The following is a 16712-nucleotide window of genomic DNA, read 5'->3' on the forward strand; positions in this document are numbered from 1 at the left end:
AACCTTAGAGAATTAATTTATGATTCCACAATTATTTGTAGAAAGCATCGATTTAGGTGATGGCAGAAGCATCACAATCGAGACAGGACGTTTGGCAAAACAAGCCGATGGTTCTGTAGTAGTAAGAATTGGAAAAACTGTAATTTTAGGTACAGTTGTTTCCGCAAGAAAAGCAAGTCCAGGTATCGACTTTTTACCGTTAACGGTAGATTACAGAGAAAAATTTGCTGCAGCAGGTCGTTTTCCTGGTGGTTTCTTCAAAAGAGAAGCACGTCCAAGTGATAGCGAAGTGTTAACCATGCGATTAGTTGACCGTGTTTTGCGTCCACTTTTTCCATCAGATTATCATGCAGAAGTTCAAGTTATGATTCAGTTAATGTCTCATGACGAAGACGTAATGCCAGATGCATTAGCAGGATTAGCAGCTTCGGCAGCGCTTGCATTATCTGACATTCCTTTTGAAACTTTAATTTCAGAAGCTAGAGTTGGTAGAATTGATGGAAAATTCATCATTAACCCATCTCGTGCTCAATTAGAATTATCAGACATCGATATGATGATTGGTGCTTCTATGGATTCTATCGCAATGGTGGAAGGTGAAATGAAAGAAATCTCAGAAGCTGAAATGTTAGAGGCAATTAAATTTGCACACGAACACATCAAAAATCAAATTTCAGCACAATTGCGTTTGCAAGCTGCTTTTGGTAAAAAAGAAGTTCGTACGTATGAAGGAGAAAGAGAAGATGAAGCTATTTACGAAAAAGTAAAAGCAGCTTCTTATGATAAAATTTACGCGATTGCAAGTAAAGGTTCAGCTAAACAAGAGCGTTCAGCTGCATTTGATGAAGTAAAAGAAGAAGTAAAAGCATTATTTACTGAAGAAGAATTGGCTGCTGATGGAGATTTAGTTTCTAAATATTTTAAGAAAGTCAATAAAGAAGCAGTTCGTAATGTAACTTTAGATTTAGGAACACGTTTAGACGGAAGAAAAACTACAGAAATCAGAGATATCTGGTGTGAAGTTGATTATTTACCATCTGTTCATGGTTCTGCTTTGTTTACACGTGGAGAAACTCAAGCTTTGGCAACTGCAACTTTAGGAACTTCTAGAGAAGCTAACCAAATTGATTCACCATCAGAACAAGGAGAAGAAAAATTCTATTTGCACTATAATTTCCCACCATTTTCAACAGGAGAAGCTCGTCCATTGAGAGGAACTTCAAGAAGAGAAGTTGGTCACGGAAACTTGGCACAAAGAGCATTGAAAAATATGATTCCTGCTGATTGTCCTTATACAATTCGTGTTGTTTCTGAAGTATTAGAATCAAATGGTTCTTCTTCAATGGCAACAGTTTGTGCTGGAACATTATCATTAATGGATGCAGGTATTCAAATGATACGTCCAGTTTCTGGAATTGCAATGGGACTAATTACAGACGGAGAACGTTTTGCTGTGTTATCTGATATTTTAGGTGATGAAGATCATTTAGGAGATATGGATTTCAAAGTAACGGGAACTTCAGAAGGAATTACTGCTTGTCAAATGGATATCAAAATCGACGGATTGAAATACGAAATTATGGAGCAAGCATTAGCTCAAGCTCGTGATGGACGTTTGCATATCTTAGGTAAATTGGTTGAAACTTTAGCAAAACCAAACGAAGATGTGAAAGTTCACGCTCCAAAAATTATTATGAGAACAATTCCTGGTGCATTTATTGGTGCCTTAATTGGTCCTGGTGGAAAAGTAATTCAAGAGTTACAAAAAGCTACGGGTTGTACAATTGTTATCAATGAAGTGGATGAGCAAGGTGTAGTTGAAATTTTAGGAACTGATCCTGCAGGAATTGCTGCTGTTTTAGCTAAAATTGATTCGATCATTTTCAAACCACAAATGGGAGAAGCATACGAAGTGAAAGTAATTAAAATGTTAGACTTTGGTGCCGTTGTAGAATATACAGAAGCTCCAGGAAATGAAGTTTTATTACACGTTTCAGAATTAGCTTGGGAAAGAACAGAAAATGTAACCGATGTTGTAAATATGGGCGATGTTTTTCAAGTAAAATATTTAGGTTTAGACCCAAAAACACGTAAAGAAAAAGTGTCAAGAAAAGCACTTTTACCAAGACCTCCAAGAGAAGAAAGACCAATTGAGAAAAAGGATACGCCACAAGGTTAATACTTTGATTATTAGTTCATATAAAAATCCCATTTCATTCATTTGAAATGGGATTTTTTAGTTTTAATTTCCTTATTTTAAATCGGAACTATTATTATCAGAATTAGGAAGTAAAACAAAACCCCGATTAGAATTACTAATCGGGGTTTTAAACTTTGTATTTCGTACTTCGAGAATTACATCATTCCTGGCATACCGCCGCCCATTGGCATAGCAGCTGCGTCTTCTTTGATGTCAATTAAAGCACATTCAGTAGTTAAAATCATTCCAGCTACTGAAGCTGCATTTTCTAAAGCTACACGCGTTACTTTCTTAGGGTCAATAATACCAGCAGCTAACATTTGAACGTATTCTCCTGTTTTTGCGTTATATCCAAAATCTCCAGATCCTTCAGTTACTTTTGCAATTACTACAGAACCCTCACCACCAGCATTTTCAACAATAGTTCTCAAAGGAGACTCTACCGCTTTATTGATGATTTGAATTCCGGTTGCTTCATCTGCGTTTTCTGCTTTTAAGTTAACTAAAGCAGCTTTTGCTCTTACTAAAGCAACGCCACCTCCAGCAACTATTCCTTCCTCAACTGCGGCACGAGTTGCATGTAATGCATCGTCAACACGGTCTTTTTTCTCTTTCATTTCTACTTCAGAAGCAGCACCAACATATAAAACTGCAACTCCGCCAGCTAATTTTGCTAAGCGTTCTTGTAATTTTTCTTTATCGTAATCTGAAGTACTAGTTTCGATTTGCGCTTTGATTTGGTTCACTCTAGTTTTGATGTTTTCAGCATCTCCAGCACCATTTACAATTGTTGTGTTGTCTTTGTCAATAGTAATGTTTTCAGCCGTTCCTAGCATCTCTAAAGTAGTGTTTTCTAATGAATAACCACTTTCTTCTGCAATTACAGTTCCGCCTGTTAAAATAGCGATATCTTCCAACATTGCTTTTCTTCTATCCCCAAAACCTGGTGCTTTTACTGCAGCGATTTTTAAACCACCACGTAATTTGTTTACCACTAAAGTTGCTAAGGCTTGTCCGTCAACATCTTCAGCAATAATTAGTAAAGGTCTTCCTGATTGTGCTACGGGTTCTAAAACGGGTAACAATTCTTGTAAATTTGATATTTTTTTGTCGTATAGTAAAACATAAGGATTACTTAATTCGGCAACCATTTTGTCTGCATCTGTTACAAAATAGGGTGATAAATACCCTCTATCAAATTGCATTCCTTCCACAACATCTACATAAGTATCTGTTCCTTTTGCTTCTTCTACAGTAATTACACCTTCTTTTCCAACCTTTCCAAAAGCAACAGCAATTAAATCACCAATTGTTTCGTCATTGTTAGCTGAAATTGAAGCTACTTGCTTAATTTTATCCGATGAATCACCTACTGCTTGCGCTTGTTTTGCTAATTCAGCTACAATAACCTCTACAGCTTTATCAATTCCTCTTTTTAAGTCCATTGGATTAGCCCCGGCAGCAACGTTTTTCAAACCTTCTTTTACGATAGCTTGTGCTAAAACTGTTGCAGTTGTAGTTCCGTCTCCTGCTAAATCATTAGTTTTTGAAGCTACTTCTTTAACCATTTGAGCACCCATATTTTCTAAAGGATCTTGTAATTCGATTTCTTTAGCTACAGAAACACCATCTTTAGTTACCACAGGTCCACCAAATGATTTAGAAATAATTACATTTCTTCCTTTAGGTCCCAGCGTTACTTTTACTGCGTTTGCTAATGCATCAACTCCACGTTTTAAACCATCGCGAGCTTCAATATCGAATTTTATATCTTTTGCCATTTTTTTAATTTTTAGTTGTTTGAAGTTTAATTTTTTGTACAATTTACATTATACAGTCTACCTGCTAATAGTTAAAGAATTGCGTAAATTTCATCCTCTTTCATAATCAGGTAATCCTTACCTTCATATTTGAATTCGGTACCTGAATATTTTCCATAAAGGACTACATCGCCAACTTTAACAGTCATTGTGTAATCTTTTTTACCATTTCCAACAGCTACAACAGTACCTTTTTGCGGTTTTTCTTTAGCGGTTTCCGGAATTATAATTCCTGAAGCTGTTGTTGTTTCTGCAGCCAATGGAGCAATCACAACGCGATCTGAAATAGGTTTAATGTTTAATGACATGGTTTATATTTTTTTTAATTATTATTTGATTAACTTGAATGGTCAGAAACTGTGCCAATTGCTTTTTATGTCATATTTTCTGATATAAAAAATGCCAGCACTGACATGCTGGCATTTTTTATATTTTAATAAGTTTTTTATTTCGCAGGTGCATCGGCAGCAGGTGTCGCAGGTGCAGTTGGAGTAGTTGGCGTAGTAGGAATTGTCGTAGTAGGAATAACCATTTCTTCTTCTCCTAATATTTTTGATCCAGAAGCTTGAGTTCCGTTGAAACTTAAACTAGAAAGTAAAATTAAAGCAATTAAAATTCCTCCTAATGTCCAAGTGCTTTTGTCTAAAAAGTCAGTTGTTTTTTGAACACCTCCTAATTGTTGTGATCCTCCAAATGAAGAAGATAAACCTCCACCTTTAGGGTTTTGCACCATAACAGCTAAGATTAATAAAAAACAAACAATTGTTATTGCAATTAAAAAGCCTGTAAATCCCATAATTAATTATTATTTTGTTGTAAATTCTTGATTTCATTTATTCGGTCTGCAAAGAAACTACTTTTTTCTGGATATTTCAAAATTAAAATATCATAAGCTTGCATCGCTTTTGTATATTTTTTTTGTTCTAAATATACTTTAGCTAAAGTTTCTGTCATTAAATGTGTTGGTTCGTCAACGTTTTTGCTAATGTTTGCTGGTGTTTTGGTTAATTCCTTTACTGGAGCAATCTTTGGATTGGCTTCAATAAATTTATCAATTAAATCTGATTTTTTTTGCTTTTCTACATCAATTTCAATTTCAGCTTCCTCATCTGTACGCTCAATAGGTGCAAATTTAGTAAGTTGTAACCATTCTTGAAAGGAATGTTTCTCGTTAATTGTAAAAGGTAGCGGTTTTCCAATTTCTAACTTTTCTGCTGAAGTTTTAAGTTTTATTATTTCTTCAACCGTTTGTGATAAGTCAACATCCACTACGTTCGCTGTTTCCAGAGTTCCTGACGCACTTATTTCTTCAAAGGAATTCACTTCAATATCCATAACGGCTTTTTGAATTTCATCAATTTTTTCTTGTTGTATCGAAGTAAATTCATCTGATGTTATAAATTCAAATAATATAGTTCGATTTGTGGTGTGTGCTGCCGTTTTTTTTAATTCGTAGTTGTATCTAAAACTTTCCTGATTGTACAATCCTTTTAAATGCAAAGCTCGAGCTGCCTGAAAATAGGGAAACTGCAAAACCACATGCTCTAAAGCTATCGTTTGTTTTTCGTTGATGGCGTCGGGTTGGTTTAAAAGATATGTTAAATCAGCTCTATTCATTTCAAGTAAAATTTAAAAAATTACCATTTTGCTAATGACTCATTAAAAACATCTTGCGTAATACGTTCAAAGATAACATCTAAAGCAGCTGTAAGTTGTGAACCAACTAATTGTTGATTGGCATCAAAATCATAATAAAATGAAAAACGTTTCTCAAAATTATCTGCTTCTTTATTTCTATTCACAAAACGAACATTTACACTTATTGTTAATCTATTTTGTGCTGCTCTTTGATCGGCTGTGGCCGTCATCGGTGTAATTCTATAATCTGTAATTTCACCTTCATAAAGTAATTCACCACCTGACGTAGTTAAATTTAAATTCGTCTGGTTTTGGATAATCTCTTGTAAAGCTATTGTAAATGTTCGCTCAATTCCAGGTTCAATTAATTCCGCATTATTTTGAAAGTAATTTACTTGAAAAGTCTTTGCATCAATTTTTCCTGTTCCTGTAAAATTATAAACACCACAGCTCACAGCAAGTAATGATAGGGTCAAGCCCAAAGCAATTAAAAGATATCTCATTATAAATCGTATTGTTTAATTTTTCTATATAAAGTACGTTCTGAAATGCCTAATTCGTCAGCTGCTGCTTTTCTTTTACCTTTATTTCGGTCTAAAGATTTTTTAATCAATTCAATTTCTTTAGCTTCTAAACTTAAAGTTTCTTCTTCGTCAACAGTTTCGGCAAATAAATAATTCTCATCGTCATCTTCGTCTTCAAATTCCTCCTGATCTCTACTATTTTGATTTGGAAGCATCTCAACGCTCTGTTCTTGCTCTTCAAACATAGTGTTTTCTTCAGGTTTACCGTAAATTTTCTGAATTAACCCTTTGTTGGTTTCTTGAACTTTTGAATTGCCGTTTTGCATTAATTCTAACGTTAGTTTTTTCAAATCGTTCAAGTCACTTTTCATATCAAAAAGTACTTTGTATAATATTTCTCTTTCGTTACTAAAATCACTCTCCGACTTTTTTGTCCCAATTACTGAGGGTAAATTCTGATGTTCTGATGGTAAATAGGATAGAAGTGATTGTGCAGTAATATCGCGTTTCGTCTCTAATACTGAAATTTGTTCGGCAACATTTCGTAATTGACGAATGTTTCCGTTCCAGCGGTGCTTTAATAAAACTTCAACCGCGTTATCTTCTAACTTAATAGCAGGCATTTTATATTTATGAGCAAAGTCAGAAGCAAATTTTCGAAACAACAAATGAATATCTTCTTTTCGATCGCGTAAAGGCGGAAGCATTATTTCAACCGTACTTAATCGGTAATATAAATCTTCACGAAATTTTCCTTTTTCAATTGCATCAAACATATTCACATTTGTTGCTGCTACAATTCGAACATTCGTTTTTTGTACTTGAGAAGAACCTACTTTTATGAATTCGCCATTTTCTAAAACACGTAATAATCTTACTTGCGTAGTTAAAGGTAATTCACCCACTTCATCTAAAAAAATAGTTCCGCCATCAGCTACTTCAAAATAACCATCTCTAGCACCAGTTGCACCAGTAAACGAACCTTTTTCGTGACCAAAAAGTTCACTATCAATCGTTCCTTCTGGAATAGCGCCACAGTTTACTGCAATGTATTTACCGTGTTTTCTATGTGAAAGTGCGTGAATGATTTTCGGAATACTTTCCTTACCAACACCACTTTCACCCGTTACCAATACCGAAATATCCGTTGGTGCTACCTGAATAGCTTTTTCCACGGCACGATTTAGCTTTGGATCATTCCCAATAATTTCAAATCGTTGTTTTATTGCTTGTATTGATTCCATTTAAAAAATTTAAAAGTTTAAGGTTTGAAGTTTAAAAGGTTAACTTAAAACTTAATTCATTAATTCAGAATATCCTGTTGCTTTACCAATTAGGGTTCCGCTGGTGCAATCGGTCATTTTAACTAGTACGAATTCACCAATTTTGTAATTTTCTTTTGGAAAAACTACTACCGTATTTTGTGAATTTCTACCACTCCAATGTTGATTAGAACGCTTGGATTCGCGCTCAATTAAAACTTCCATTTCTTGTCCAAGGAATCGTTGGGTTCTTTCCAATGCAATCGTTTGTTGTAAAGCTACAATTTCAGATAATCTGCGTTTTTTTACTTCTTCGGGAACGTCGTCTTCTAATTTTCTGGCAGCCATTGTTCCTGGTCGTTCGGAATAAGAAAACATAAAGCCGAAATCATATTTAACGTATGCAATCAAACTTAAAGTATCTTGATGATCTTCTTCCGTTTCTGTTGGAAATCCCGTAATAATATCTTGTGATAAACTAATATCTGGAATAATTTCGTATATTTTATCAATTAATGCTATATATTCTTCACGCGTATGTTGGCGATTCATTTCCTTTAATATTCTAGTGCTTCCACTTTGAACCGGTAAATGAATATAATTACAAATGTTGTGATGTTTTGCCATAGTTTCAATAACTTCAAGATGCATATCTTGCGGATTTGAAGTCGAGAATCTAAATCTCATTTTTGGGAAAAGTGTCGCACATTGATCCAATAATTGGGCAAAATCTACTGAAGTTGCTTTTTCAATATCTGTTGCTTTGTCAAAGTCTTTCTTCAAACCGCCACCATACCAAAGGTAACTGTCTACATTTTGACCTAATAACATCACTTCTTTGAAACCTTTATTGTGTAAATCCTGAATTTCAGCAATAATACTTTGTGGTTCACGACTGCGTTCACGTCCGCGTGTAAAAGGAACTACGCAAAACGTACACATGTTATCGCAACCTCTTGTAATCGATACAAAAGCGTTAACGCCGTTGCTATTTAATCGAACCGGAGAAATATCGCCATACGTTTCATCTTTTGAAAGAATTACGTTGATTGCATCTCTTCCTTCTTCTACTTCTGAAAGTAAATTGGGCAAATCTTTGTAGGCATCAGGCCCTACAACTAAATCAACAATTTTTTCCTCTTCTAAAAATTGGCTTTTCAAACGCTCGGCCATACAGCCTAGCACACCAACTTTCATATTCGGGTTTATGTCTCTTTTTACGGCGTTATACTTTTGTAAGCGTTTACGTATAGTTTGTTCCGCTTTATCACGAATAGAACATGTGTTTACCAATACCAAATCGGCATCTTCTAAATTTTGTGTGGTATTGTATCCATTTTCATAAAGAATTGACGCCACAATTTCGCTGTCCGAAAAATTCATTTGGCAACCATAACTCTCTATAAATAGTTTTTTTGTATTTCCTGCTTTCTGGTCTAAAACTAAGCTTTCGCCTTGTTTGTTTTCATCTATTACCTTTTCCATATAAAGATTTACTTTAAATCATCCCGAAACTTAGGGAATGCAAATATACTATTAATTTAAAATCTGACAAGATGACAGTTAAGGTTTAACAAAGAATTTTAATTAGGACATATAACGCTTAGGATTTCAGATTTTAATTGGTTTTACACTTTAATATATAGGTATGAAATTAGCGATGAATAAATTTATTATTGGTAAAAATGAATTCAAAAACTTAAAATTTAAAAAAAACATATACTTTTGCCCCTTGGGAGTTAAATCTCAAACCACAAAGATTAAAACAAAATATAAGACACATGGCAAAGAATTTAGTTATCGTTGAGTCACCAGCAAAAGCAAAAACCATTGAGAAATTTTTAGGAAGCGAATATCAAGTAGAGTCGAGTTATGGACATATTGCAGACTTACCTTCCAAAGAAATTGGAGTAGATGTTGAAAATGGATTTAAACCAAAATATGAAGTTTCTGCCGATAAAAAAGCGTTGGTTACCAAATTAAAATCGTTAGCTAAGAATGCCGATATGGTTTGGTTGGCTTCGGATGAGGACCGCGAGGGTGAAGCTATTTCTTGGCATTTATCAGAAGAATTAAAATTAAAACCAGAAAAAACAAAACGTATTGTTTTTCACGAAATTACAAAAACAGCAATTCTAAAAGCTATTGATAATCCTCGTGGAATTGATTATAATTTAGTTAATGCACAACAAGCAAGAAGAGTTTTAGATCGATTAGTTGGATATGAATTATCACCTGTTCTTTGGAAAAAAGTAAAAGGTGGTTTATCAGCAGGTCGTGTGCAATCCGTTTCTGTGCGATTAATTGTGGAACGTGAACGTGAAATTCAAAATTTCAATGCCGAAGCTTCTTATAGCATTTCTGCAGAATTCACAAATGAAGCAGGAAAAACTTTTAAAGCTAAATTGCCAAAGAACTTCGCAACTAAAAAAGAAGCAGAAGATTTCTTAAATAAAAATATTGGGTCAACCTATAAAGTTGGCGATTTAGAAACAAAACCTACGAAAAAAACGCCTGCAGCTCCTTTTACAACTTCAACCTTGCAACAAGAAGCAGCTAGAAAATTGTATTTACCTGTTGGAATCACAATGCAAATCGCACAACGTTTATATGAGGCTGGATTAATCACTTATATGAGAACCGACAGTGTAAACTTGTCACAAGATGCAATGGCAGCAGCTCAAGCAGAAATTACAAGTTACTACGGAAAGGAGTTTTCTAAACCAAGAACATTTAATTCGAAAGCTAAAGGTGCTCAAGAAGCTCACGAAGCAATTCGTCCTACGGATATGTCGCGTCATACCGTGAATATCGATAGAGATCAGGCACGTTTGTACGATTTAATTTGGAAAAGAACCTTGGCTTCTCAAATGAGCGATGCCGAATTAGAAAGAACCAATGTGAAGATTGAAGCAAATAATTTTTCCGAAACATTTTCAGCTACTGGTGAAGTTATCAAGTTTGAAGGATTTTTAAAAGTTTATTTAGAAGGTAATGACGACGATGATGAAGAGCAAGAAGGAATTTTACCGGCTTTAAAAGTAAATGAGAAATTAGTTAACAATTACATCACTGCAACAGAACGTTTCTCGCGTGCGCCTGGTCGTTATACAGAAGCTTCTTTAGTTAAGAAATTAGAAGAATTAGGAATCGGTCGTCCATCAACTTACGCACCAACTATTTCTACGATTATCGCTAGAACTTATGTGGAAAAAGGAAGCTTTGAAGGACAAGAAAGAAAATACAATCAAATAGTTTTAAAGAATAGTACAGTAAAAGCACAAGTTTTAACGGAAAACACAGGTTCGGATAAAGGGAAATTAGTACCAACAGATATCGGAATTATCGTTAATGACTTTTTAGTTAAAAATTTCTCAACTATTTTAGATTATAATTTTACTGCAAAAGTAGAACAAGATTTTGACGAAATCGCAGAAGGAAAAGTGGATTGGGCTAAAATGATGAATGATTTTTACAGTCATTTCCATCCTATTGTTGTGGATGTCGAGCAAAATGCAGAAAGAGAAAGTGGGGAACGTATTTTAGGAATGCATCCTGTTTCGGGCAAACAAATTTCTGTTCGTTTAGGAAAGTATGGTGCAATGGCTCAAATTGGAGATTTCGAAGAAGAAAACAAGCAATTTGCAAGTTTACGCCAAGATCAAAATATTGGGAACATCACTTTGGAAGAAGTTCTAGATTTATTTTTATTGCCTAAACAATTAGGAACTTATAAAGAGGAAGAAATTGAAGTGAATAATGGTCGTTTTGGACCGTATGTTCGTTTTGGCACACAATTTATTTCGTTACCTAAAGGCGAAGATCCATTAGATGTTACCTTGGAAAGAGCAAAAGAGCTTATCGCCGAAAAAGAACAAGCGGATGCTCCAATTGCTATGTATGAAAATTTGCCAGTTCAGAAAGGAACAGGTCGTTTTGGTCCTTTCATCAAATGGAACGGAATGTTTATTAATGTAAATAAAAAATACAATTACGATAATCTTTCCGAATCAGATATTTTTGAATTGATTCAAGATAAAATTCAAAAAGAAATAGATAAAGTAATTCACAATTGGAAAGACGAGGGAATTCTTGTTGAAAAAGCAAGATGGGGACGTTCTGTGATTACAAAAGGAAAAATCAAAATTGAGTTGAGCAAAGATGTAGATGCAAGTGCATTGACGTTAGCGCAAGTTCAAGATATGATAGAAAAGAAAACGCCTGCAAAAAAAGTAACCGCAAAAAAAGCTCCGGCTAAAAAAGTACCCGCTAAGAAAACAACCGCCAAAAAGTAATAAGAAATGGTTTTTGATTTTTTACAACCTATTTCGGCTTCAATGGAAGCGTTTTTAGTTAATTTACCTAATAAAACATTAGGTAAGAAAGTTATATTTCATACGAAGACAGATTTTCCGGTCTTAGACGATATTTCATTAGCAATAATTACCGTGAATGAAAATAGAGGAGAAGATAATCAAAACGAAGAACTAGCTTTTGATAGTTTTAGAAAGCAATTTTATAGTTTGTATCCTGGAAATTGGAATGTCTCTATTGCAGATATAGGAACCGTTGAAGCAGGAGAAAGTATAGAAGATACTTATTTTGTAGTAAAAAAATTAGTTGAACAGCTGATTAAGAAACGAATTCTGCCCATAATTATTGGAGGAAGTCAAGATTTAACGTATGCAATTTACAGGGCTTATGATAATTTAGATCAAATGGTTAATTTAGTAACTGTCGATAATAAATTTGATTTTGCACAGGAAAATTCTTTACCTTCAAATTCTTTTTTAACAAAAATTATTGTCGAAGAACCTAATAACTTATTTAATTATTGTAATTTAGGGTATCAAACATATTACAACGCGCAAGAGGAGATTGATTTGATTGAAAAATTGTATTTTGAAGCCTATAGATTAGGTGAAATTTCGAATAATATAGCGGTTGCAGAACCTGTTTTTAGAGATGCTGATTTGGTGAGTGTTGATATGACTGCGATTCAATCCTCTTTTTCTGGAAATTTCCTACAAAATAATCCCAATGGTTTCGATGGAAAAGAAATTTGTGCCTTAACGCGGTATGCTGGAATTAGCGATAAAGTTTCTTCGTTTGGAGTATTTAATTTTAATTCTAACGATCGTGAAAGCGCTCTAATTGCGCAAATGATCTGGTATTTTATAGAAGGATATAGCTTTCGATCAGGCGAATACCCTTTTGGAAGTAAAGAAAACTTCAATAAGTATATAGTACCAATTGACGAAGATGAATTGGTCTTTTATAAGAGCAATAAAACAGCTCGTTGGTGGATTGAAATACCATTTTTTACAAATGTTAATAATAAATTAAAAAAAAATACGTTATTACCTTGCACAAATGAAGATTATTTAGCAGCTTGCGAGCAAGAAATACCAGAAAGATGGTGGAAAGCGCAGCGGAGAAATATTTTGTAATTATGTTGACTTTAAAAGATATAACAAGTTTTAGTTTACACGAATTGCTAAATTTTAATATTTTTTTAAGTTTTTTTTAAATTATATTGTTTTTTTAAAAATTAATGAATAGGTTTACGCCCTTAAAGTAGAAGTTACATTTAACCCAAATTTATATGAAGAAGTTTGTTGCATTAACAGCAATTTTGTCATTGTTTATCAGTTGTGGTAAAGGAGATAAAGGAGAATTAGTAGGAGTGAAAGGAAAAAAATGGCATCCCGAAAAGCCTTACGGGATGGCTTTAGTACCTGGAGGGGCCTTTATTATGGGTAAATCGGATGATGATTTAGCTAACGTTCAAGACGCGCCAACTAAAACAGTAACTGTTCGTTCATTTTATATGGATGAGACGGAAATTACTAACAGTGAGTATCGTCAGTTTGTTGAATGGGTTAAAGATTCTACAATTAGAACAAGATTAGCAATATTTGCAGATGAGCAAGGGCAGAAACCTGGTTCTGGAACTGGAAATGGTGGTAGTATTGGAGATTATGCATTTGCTGATGTAGATCCTGAAAAAATGACTCCGTATGATAAATATATGTATGACAATTATTACAGTGTTGGTACTGATGATGATATGTATGCCGGTAGAAAATTAAATAAGAAAGCCAAATTGGCTAAAAAAACATCTGAATATCCAGATGAGTTTTATGTTGAGGTTATGGATTCTATGTATCTACCAGAATCTGAATCATACAACGGTTTGAAAACAATAGATGTAAGTAAATTGAAATTCAAATATAATCAAGTTGATTTAAATAAAGCGGTGAAGAAAAAAGGGCGTAAAAATTTCTACGAAGATGCGCCACCTATTGAAATCTATCCTGACACAACTGCTTGGATCAAAGATTTCGCGTACTCGTACAATGAGCCAATGCACAACGATTATTTTTGGCATCAAGCATACGGAGAATATCCGGTAGTTGGTGTTTCTTGGAACCAAGCAAAAGCTTTTTGCGCTTGGAGAACGATGTACAAAAATGGATACATCAAAAAGAAAAAAGGTAGAGATCAAATAAATTCTTTCCGTTTGCCTACCGAAGCTGAATGGGAATATGCTGCAAGAGGCGGTCTTGAAGGCGCAACTTATCCTTGGGGAGGTCCTTATTCTAAAAATGACCGCGGTTGTTTTATGGCGAACTTTAAACCGAACCGTGGCGATTATGCAGCAGACGGTGCACTATATACAGTTGAAGCTAAGTCTTACGAAGCAAATGATTTTAATCTTTACAACATGTCTGGAAACGTTTCTGAATGGACAGAAAGTTCTTATTTCGCAGAAGCTTATGAGTTTACTTCAACAATGAATCCACACATCGCAGACAAAACTAATCAAAGAAAAGTTGTTCGTGGTGGTTCTTGGAAAGATGTAGGATATATGTTGCAAGTTTCAACGCGTGATTTTGAATATGCTGATTCAGCAAGAAGTTACATCGGTTTTAGAACAGTTCAAGATTATATGGGAACTGGCTCTACTACAAACAGACCAAAATAGTATTTAACCAATTTTATTATACAAATTAACTTAACTAACTAAAAAATTTATTTATTATGGCATTAATTAGCAAAAAAGCAATGGGATTCCTTTACGGAATGGGAGCAGCAGTAGTAATCGTTGGAGCTTTGTTTAAATTACAACACTGGCCTGGAGCTGATATCATGCTTATTGTAGGATTATTAACAGAGGCTGCAATTTTTGCTTTATCTGCTTTTGAACCTGTCGATAAAGACTTAGACTGGTCTTTAGTTTACCCAGAATTAGCTGGCGGAGAGGTTTCTCCTAAAGCTGCAAAAAAAGAAAACCCAACTGAAGCGCAAGGTTTATTATCTCAAAAATTAGATTCTATGTTGAAAGAAGCTAAAATTGATGGTGAATTAATGGCAAGTTTAGGGAATAGTATTAAAAACTTCGAAGGTGCTGCTAAATCTATTTCTCCAACTGTAGATGCTATGGCTGGTCAAAAGAAATATGCTGAAGAAATGACAGCTGCAGCTGCTCAAATGGAAGCTTTAAACGGTTTATACAAAGTACAATTAGAAAGTGCTGACAGAAATGCACAAGCTAATAAAGATATCGCAGACAACGCAGCTAAATTAAAAGAGCAAATGCAGTCAATGACTTCAAATATTGCTTCATTAAATGCAGTTTATGGTGGAATGCTTACTGCTATGAGTAACAGAGGATAATTAGTTTTATCATTACAATTTATTAATTAAAACTAATTTAAAAACAAAATGGCAGGAGGAAAATTAACCCCTAGACAGAAGATGATTAACCTAATGTATCTGGTTTTCATCGCGATGTTAGCATTAAATATGTCAAAAGAAGTATTAACAGCTTTTGGTAATTTCAATGATAAATTTGACGAATCAAACAGATTAACAGAACAATCTAACGCGTCTTTGTTAACTGCATTAAATACAAAAGCAAGCGATGAGCCTGCTAAGTATGCAGAACCTGCAAAAAAAGCGGCGGAAGTTTCTAAAATTTCTAAAGATTTCGTTACTTTCTTAGAAAAAGTAAAGAAAGAAGTTACAGAAGGATTTGAAGTTGACGCGAAAACAGGTAAATTGCCTTTCGAAACAATGGACCGATCTACTGTAGATGAAAAGTGGTTTCAAGGTGACGGTTATAGCCCAAGAGGTAAAGAAATCGTAGGAGGTATCGATAAATACGTTGCTGATATTAAAAAAGTTCTTGGTAATGATGTTAAATACGCACCATTTATTAAAGAACTTGAAAATAAATTTTCTACAGCAAATATCAAAAACAGAGAAGGGGTAAGTATTAAATATTTAGATTACAAAGCAAAAGGATTTCCAGCTGTTTCTACGTTAACTTTCATTACTTCAATGCAAAATGATGTTAAAAACACAGAAGCAGGCGCTTATAACTTATTCTTAGGAAATGCATTACAATCTGCAGCTTCTATGAAAAACTTTCAAGCAATTGTGGTTTTAGATAAAAATGCATATTTTGCTGGGGAACAAGTTACAGGTAAAGTTGTTTTAGGTCGTTACGATGCTAATACAGTTCCTACTTCTTTCGCTGGTCCTGGTAAAATTGAAAATGGTCAAGCTGTTATTTCTATGACCGCTGGTGGAATTGGAGAACAAAATTTTACTGGAAAATTCGGATTTTTAGAAGATGGAAAAGAAATTCCGTTAGAATTTAAAGGTACCTATGTTGTAGTTCCAAGACCTAACCAAGCGATTATTTCAGCAGACAAAATGAACGTTGTTTATCGCGGTGTTCCTAACCCTATTTCTATCTCTGTTCCGGGAATTGCATCTAATAAAGTTAATGCTTCAGCGCCTGGAATGACAAAAGTAGGTGACGGTAAATTTATGTTAAACGCAGGTTCAGGAAGTGAAGTAAAAATTACAGTTAATGCTACAATGCCTGACGGTAAGGCAATGTCTAGTGCGCAAGTATTTAGAATTAAAGGTTTACCTGCTCCAACTGGTAAAGTTGGTGGTAACACTGCTAACAAAGGTCCAAAATCTAATTTAGAAGTTTGTTCTGTTACTGCAATTATGGAAGATTTCGATTTTCCTGTTAGTGTTAATGTAACGCAGTTCAATATTAAAGTTCCTGGTCAGCCTACTATTGTAGTTTCAGGAAGTAAAATGGACGGAAGAGCGAGAGCAGCGATAGCGAAAGCATCTAAAGGTGATGTTGTTGTTATTTCTGAAATTAAAGCTAGTTTTTCAGGTATTGATCAGTTAGCAAAAAGAGTTTCTGCTTGTACTTACGAAATACAATAAATATCAA

Annotated in this window: 13 protein-coding genes; 6 read left to right on the plus strand and 7 right to left on the minus strand. The window is 34.3% G+C overall.

The window, feature by feature from the left end:
- The first annotated feature begins 19 nt into the window (after nucleotides 1–19).
- Complete coding sequence (locus T1L09_RS04795; RefSeq protein WP_322549811.1) at nucleotides 20–2179, plus strand: polyribonucleotide nucleotidyltransferase; 2160 nt, start codon at nucleotides 20–22, stop codon at nucleotides 2177–2179.
- 176 nt (nucleotides 2180–2355) lie between these two features.
- Here the strand turns inward: T1L09_RS04795 and groL are convergent, their stop codons facing one another.
- The 7 genes from groL to miaB form a co-directional block, all read right to left on the minus strand.
- Nucleotides 2356–3981, minus strand: coding sequence for a chaperonin GroEL (groL, locus tag T1L09_RS04800; protein ID WP_322549812.1), 1626 nt, complete (start codon nucleotides 3979–3981; stop codon nucleotides 2356–2358).
- A 71-nt stretch (nucleotides 3982–4052) separates the two neighbouring features.
- Nucleotides 4053–4328 (minus strand): co-chaperone GroES, encoded by a 276-nt coding sequence (locus tag T1L09_RS04805; RefSeq protein ID WP_322549813.1) that lies wholly within the window; start codon nucleotides 4326–4328, stop codon nucleotides 4053–4055.
- Nucleotides 4329–4465: 137 nt separating this feature from the next.
- Nucleotides 4466–4819 carry a preprotein translocase subunit SecG gene (secG, locus tag T1L09_RS04810; RefSeq protein WP_322549865.1) on the minus strand — a complete coding sequence of 118 codons (354 nt, stop codon included), beginning with the start codon at nucleotides 4817–4819 and terminating at the stop codon, nucleotides 4466–4468.
- Entirely contained in the window at nucleotides 4819–5637 is an 819-nt protein-coding gene (locus tag T1L09_RS04815) for a hypothetical protein (RefSeq protein WP_322549814.1), read from the minus strand. The genes secG and T1L09_RS04815 overlap by 1 nt, the downstream gene beginning before the upstream one ends.
- A gap of 20 nt (nucleotides 5638–5657) precedes the next feature.
- On the minus strand, nucleotides 5658–6161 hold the full coding sequence (locus T1L09_RS04820; RefSeq protein WP_322549815.1) for an LptE family protein: 504 nt from the start codon (nucleotides 6159–6161) through the stop codon (nucleotides 5658–5660).
- On the minus strand, nucleotides 6161–7426 hold the full coding sequence (locus tag T1L09_RS04825) for a sigma-54 interaction domain-containing protein (protein WP_322549816.1): 1266 nt from the start codon (nucleotides 7424–7426) through the stop codon (nucleotides 6161–6163). Before T1L09_RS04825 ends, T1L09_RS04820 begins: the two co-directional genes overlap by 1 nt.
- A gap of 51 nt (nucleotides 7427–7477) precedes the next feature.
- Nucleotides 7478–8929 carry a tRNA (N6-isopentenyl adenosine(37)-C2)-methylthiotransferase MiaB gene (miaB, locus tag T1L09_RS04830; protein WP_322549817.1) on the minus strand — a complete coding sequence of 484 codons (1452 nt, stop codon included), beginning with the start codon at nucleotides 8927–8929 and terminating at the stop codon, nucleotides 7478–7480.
- 296 nt (nucleotides 8930–9225) lie between these two features.
- Between miaB and topA the strand changes: the two genes are divergently transcribed.
- The 5 genes from topA to porM all read left to right on the plus strand — a co-directional run bounded on the left by topA (nucleotide 9226) and on the right by porM (nucleotide 16705).
- Entirely contained in the window at nucleotides 9226–11739 is a 2514-nt protein-coding gene (gene topA / locus T1L09_RS04835) for a type I DNA topoisomerase (RefSeq protein WP_322549818.1), read from the plus strand.
- Nucleotides 11740–11745: 6 nt separating this feature from the next.
- Nucleotides 11746–12894, plus strand: a complete 1149-nt coding sequence (locus T1L09_RS04840) for a formimidoylglutamase (RefSeq protein ID WP_322549819.1) — start codon at nucleotides 11746–11748, stop codon at nucleotides 12892–12894.
- A 155-nt stretch (nucleotides 12895–13049) separates the two neighbouring features.
- Nucleotides 13050–14432 carry a T9SS ring complex lipoprotein PorK/GldK gene (gene porK / locus T1L09_RS04845; protein ID WP_322549820.1) on the plus strand — a complete coding sequence of 461 codons (1383 nt, stop codon included), beginning with the start codon at nucleotides 13050–13052 and terminating at the stop codon, nucleotides 14430–14432.
- 56 nt (nucleotides 14433–14488) lie between these two features.
- A complete protein-coding gene (porL, locus tag T1L09_RS04850) occupies nucleotides 14489–15124 on the plus strand; it encodes a type IX secretion system motor protein PorL/GldL (protein WP_322549821.1) in 636 nt (211 codons plus the stop codon).
- Nucleotides 15125–15172: 48 nt separating this feature from the next.
- A complete protein-coding gene (gene porM, locus T1L09_RS04855) occupies nucleotides 15173–16705 on the plus strand; it encodes a type IX secretion system motor protein PorM/GldM (RefSeq protein ID WP_322549822.1) in 1533 nt (510 codons plus the stop codon).
- The last annotated feature ends 7 nt before the right edge of the window (nucleotides 16706–16712 follow it).

It is taken from the genome of Flavobacterium psychraquaticum (genome assembly GCF_034497725.1).
Lineage (GTDB): Bacteria > Bacteroidota > Bacteroidia > Flavobacteriales > Flavobacteriaceae > Flavobacterium > Flavobacterium psychraquaticum.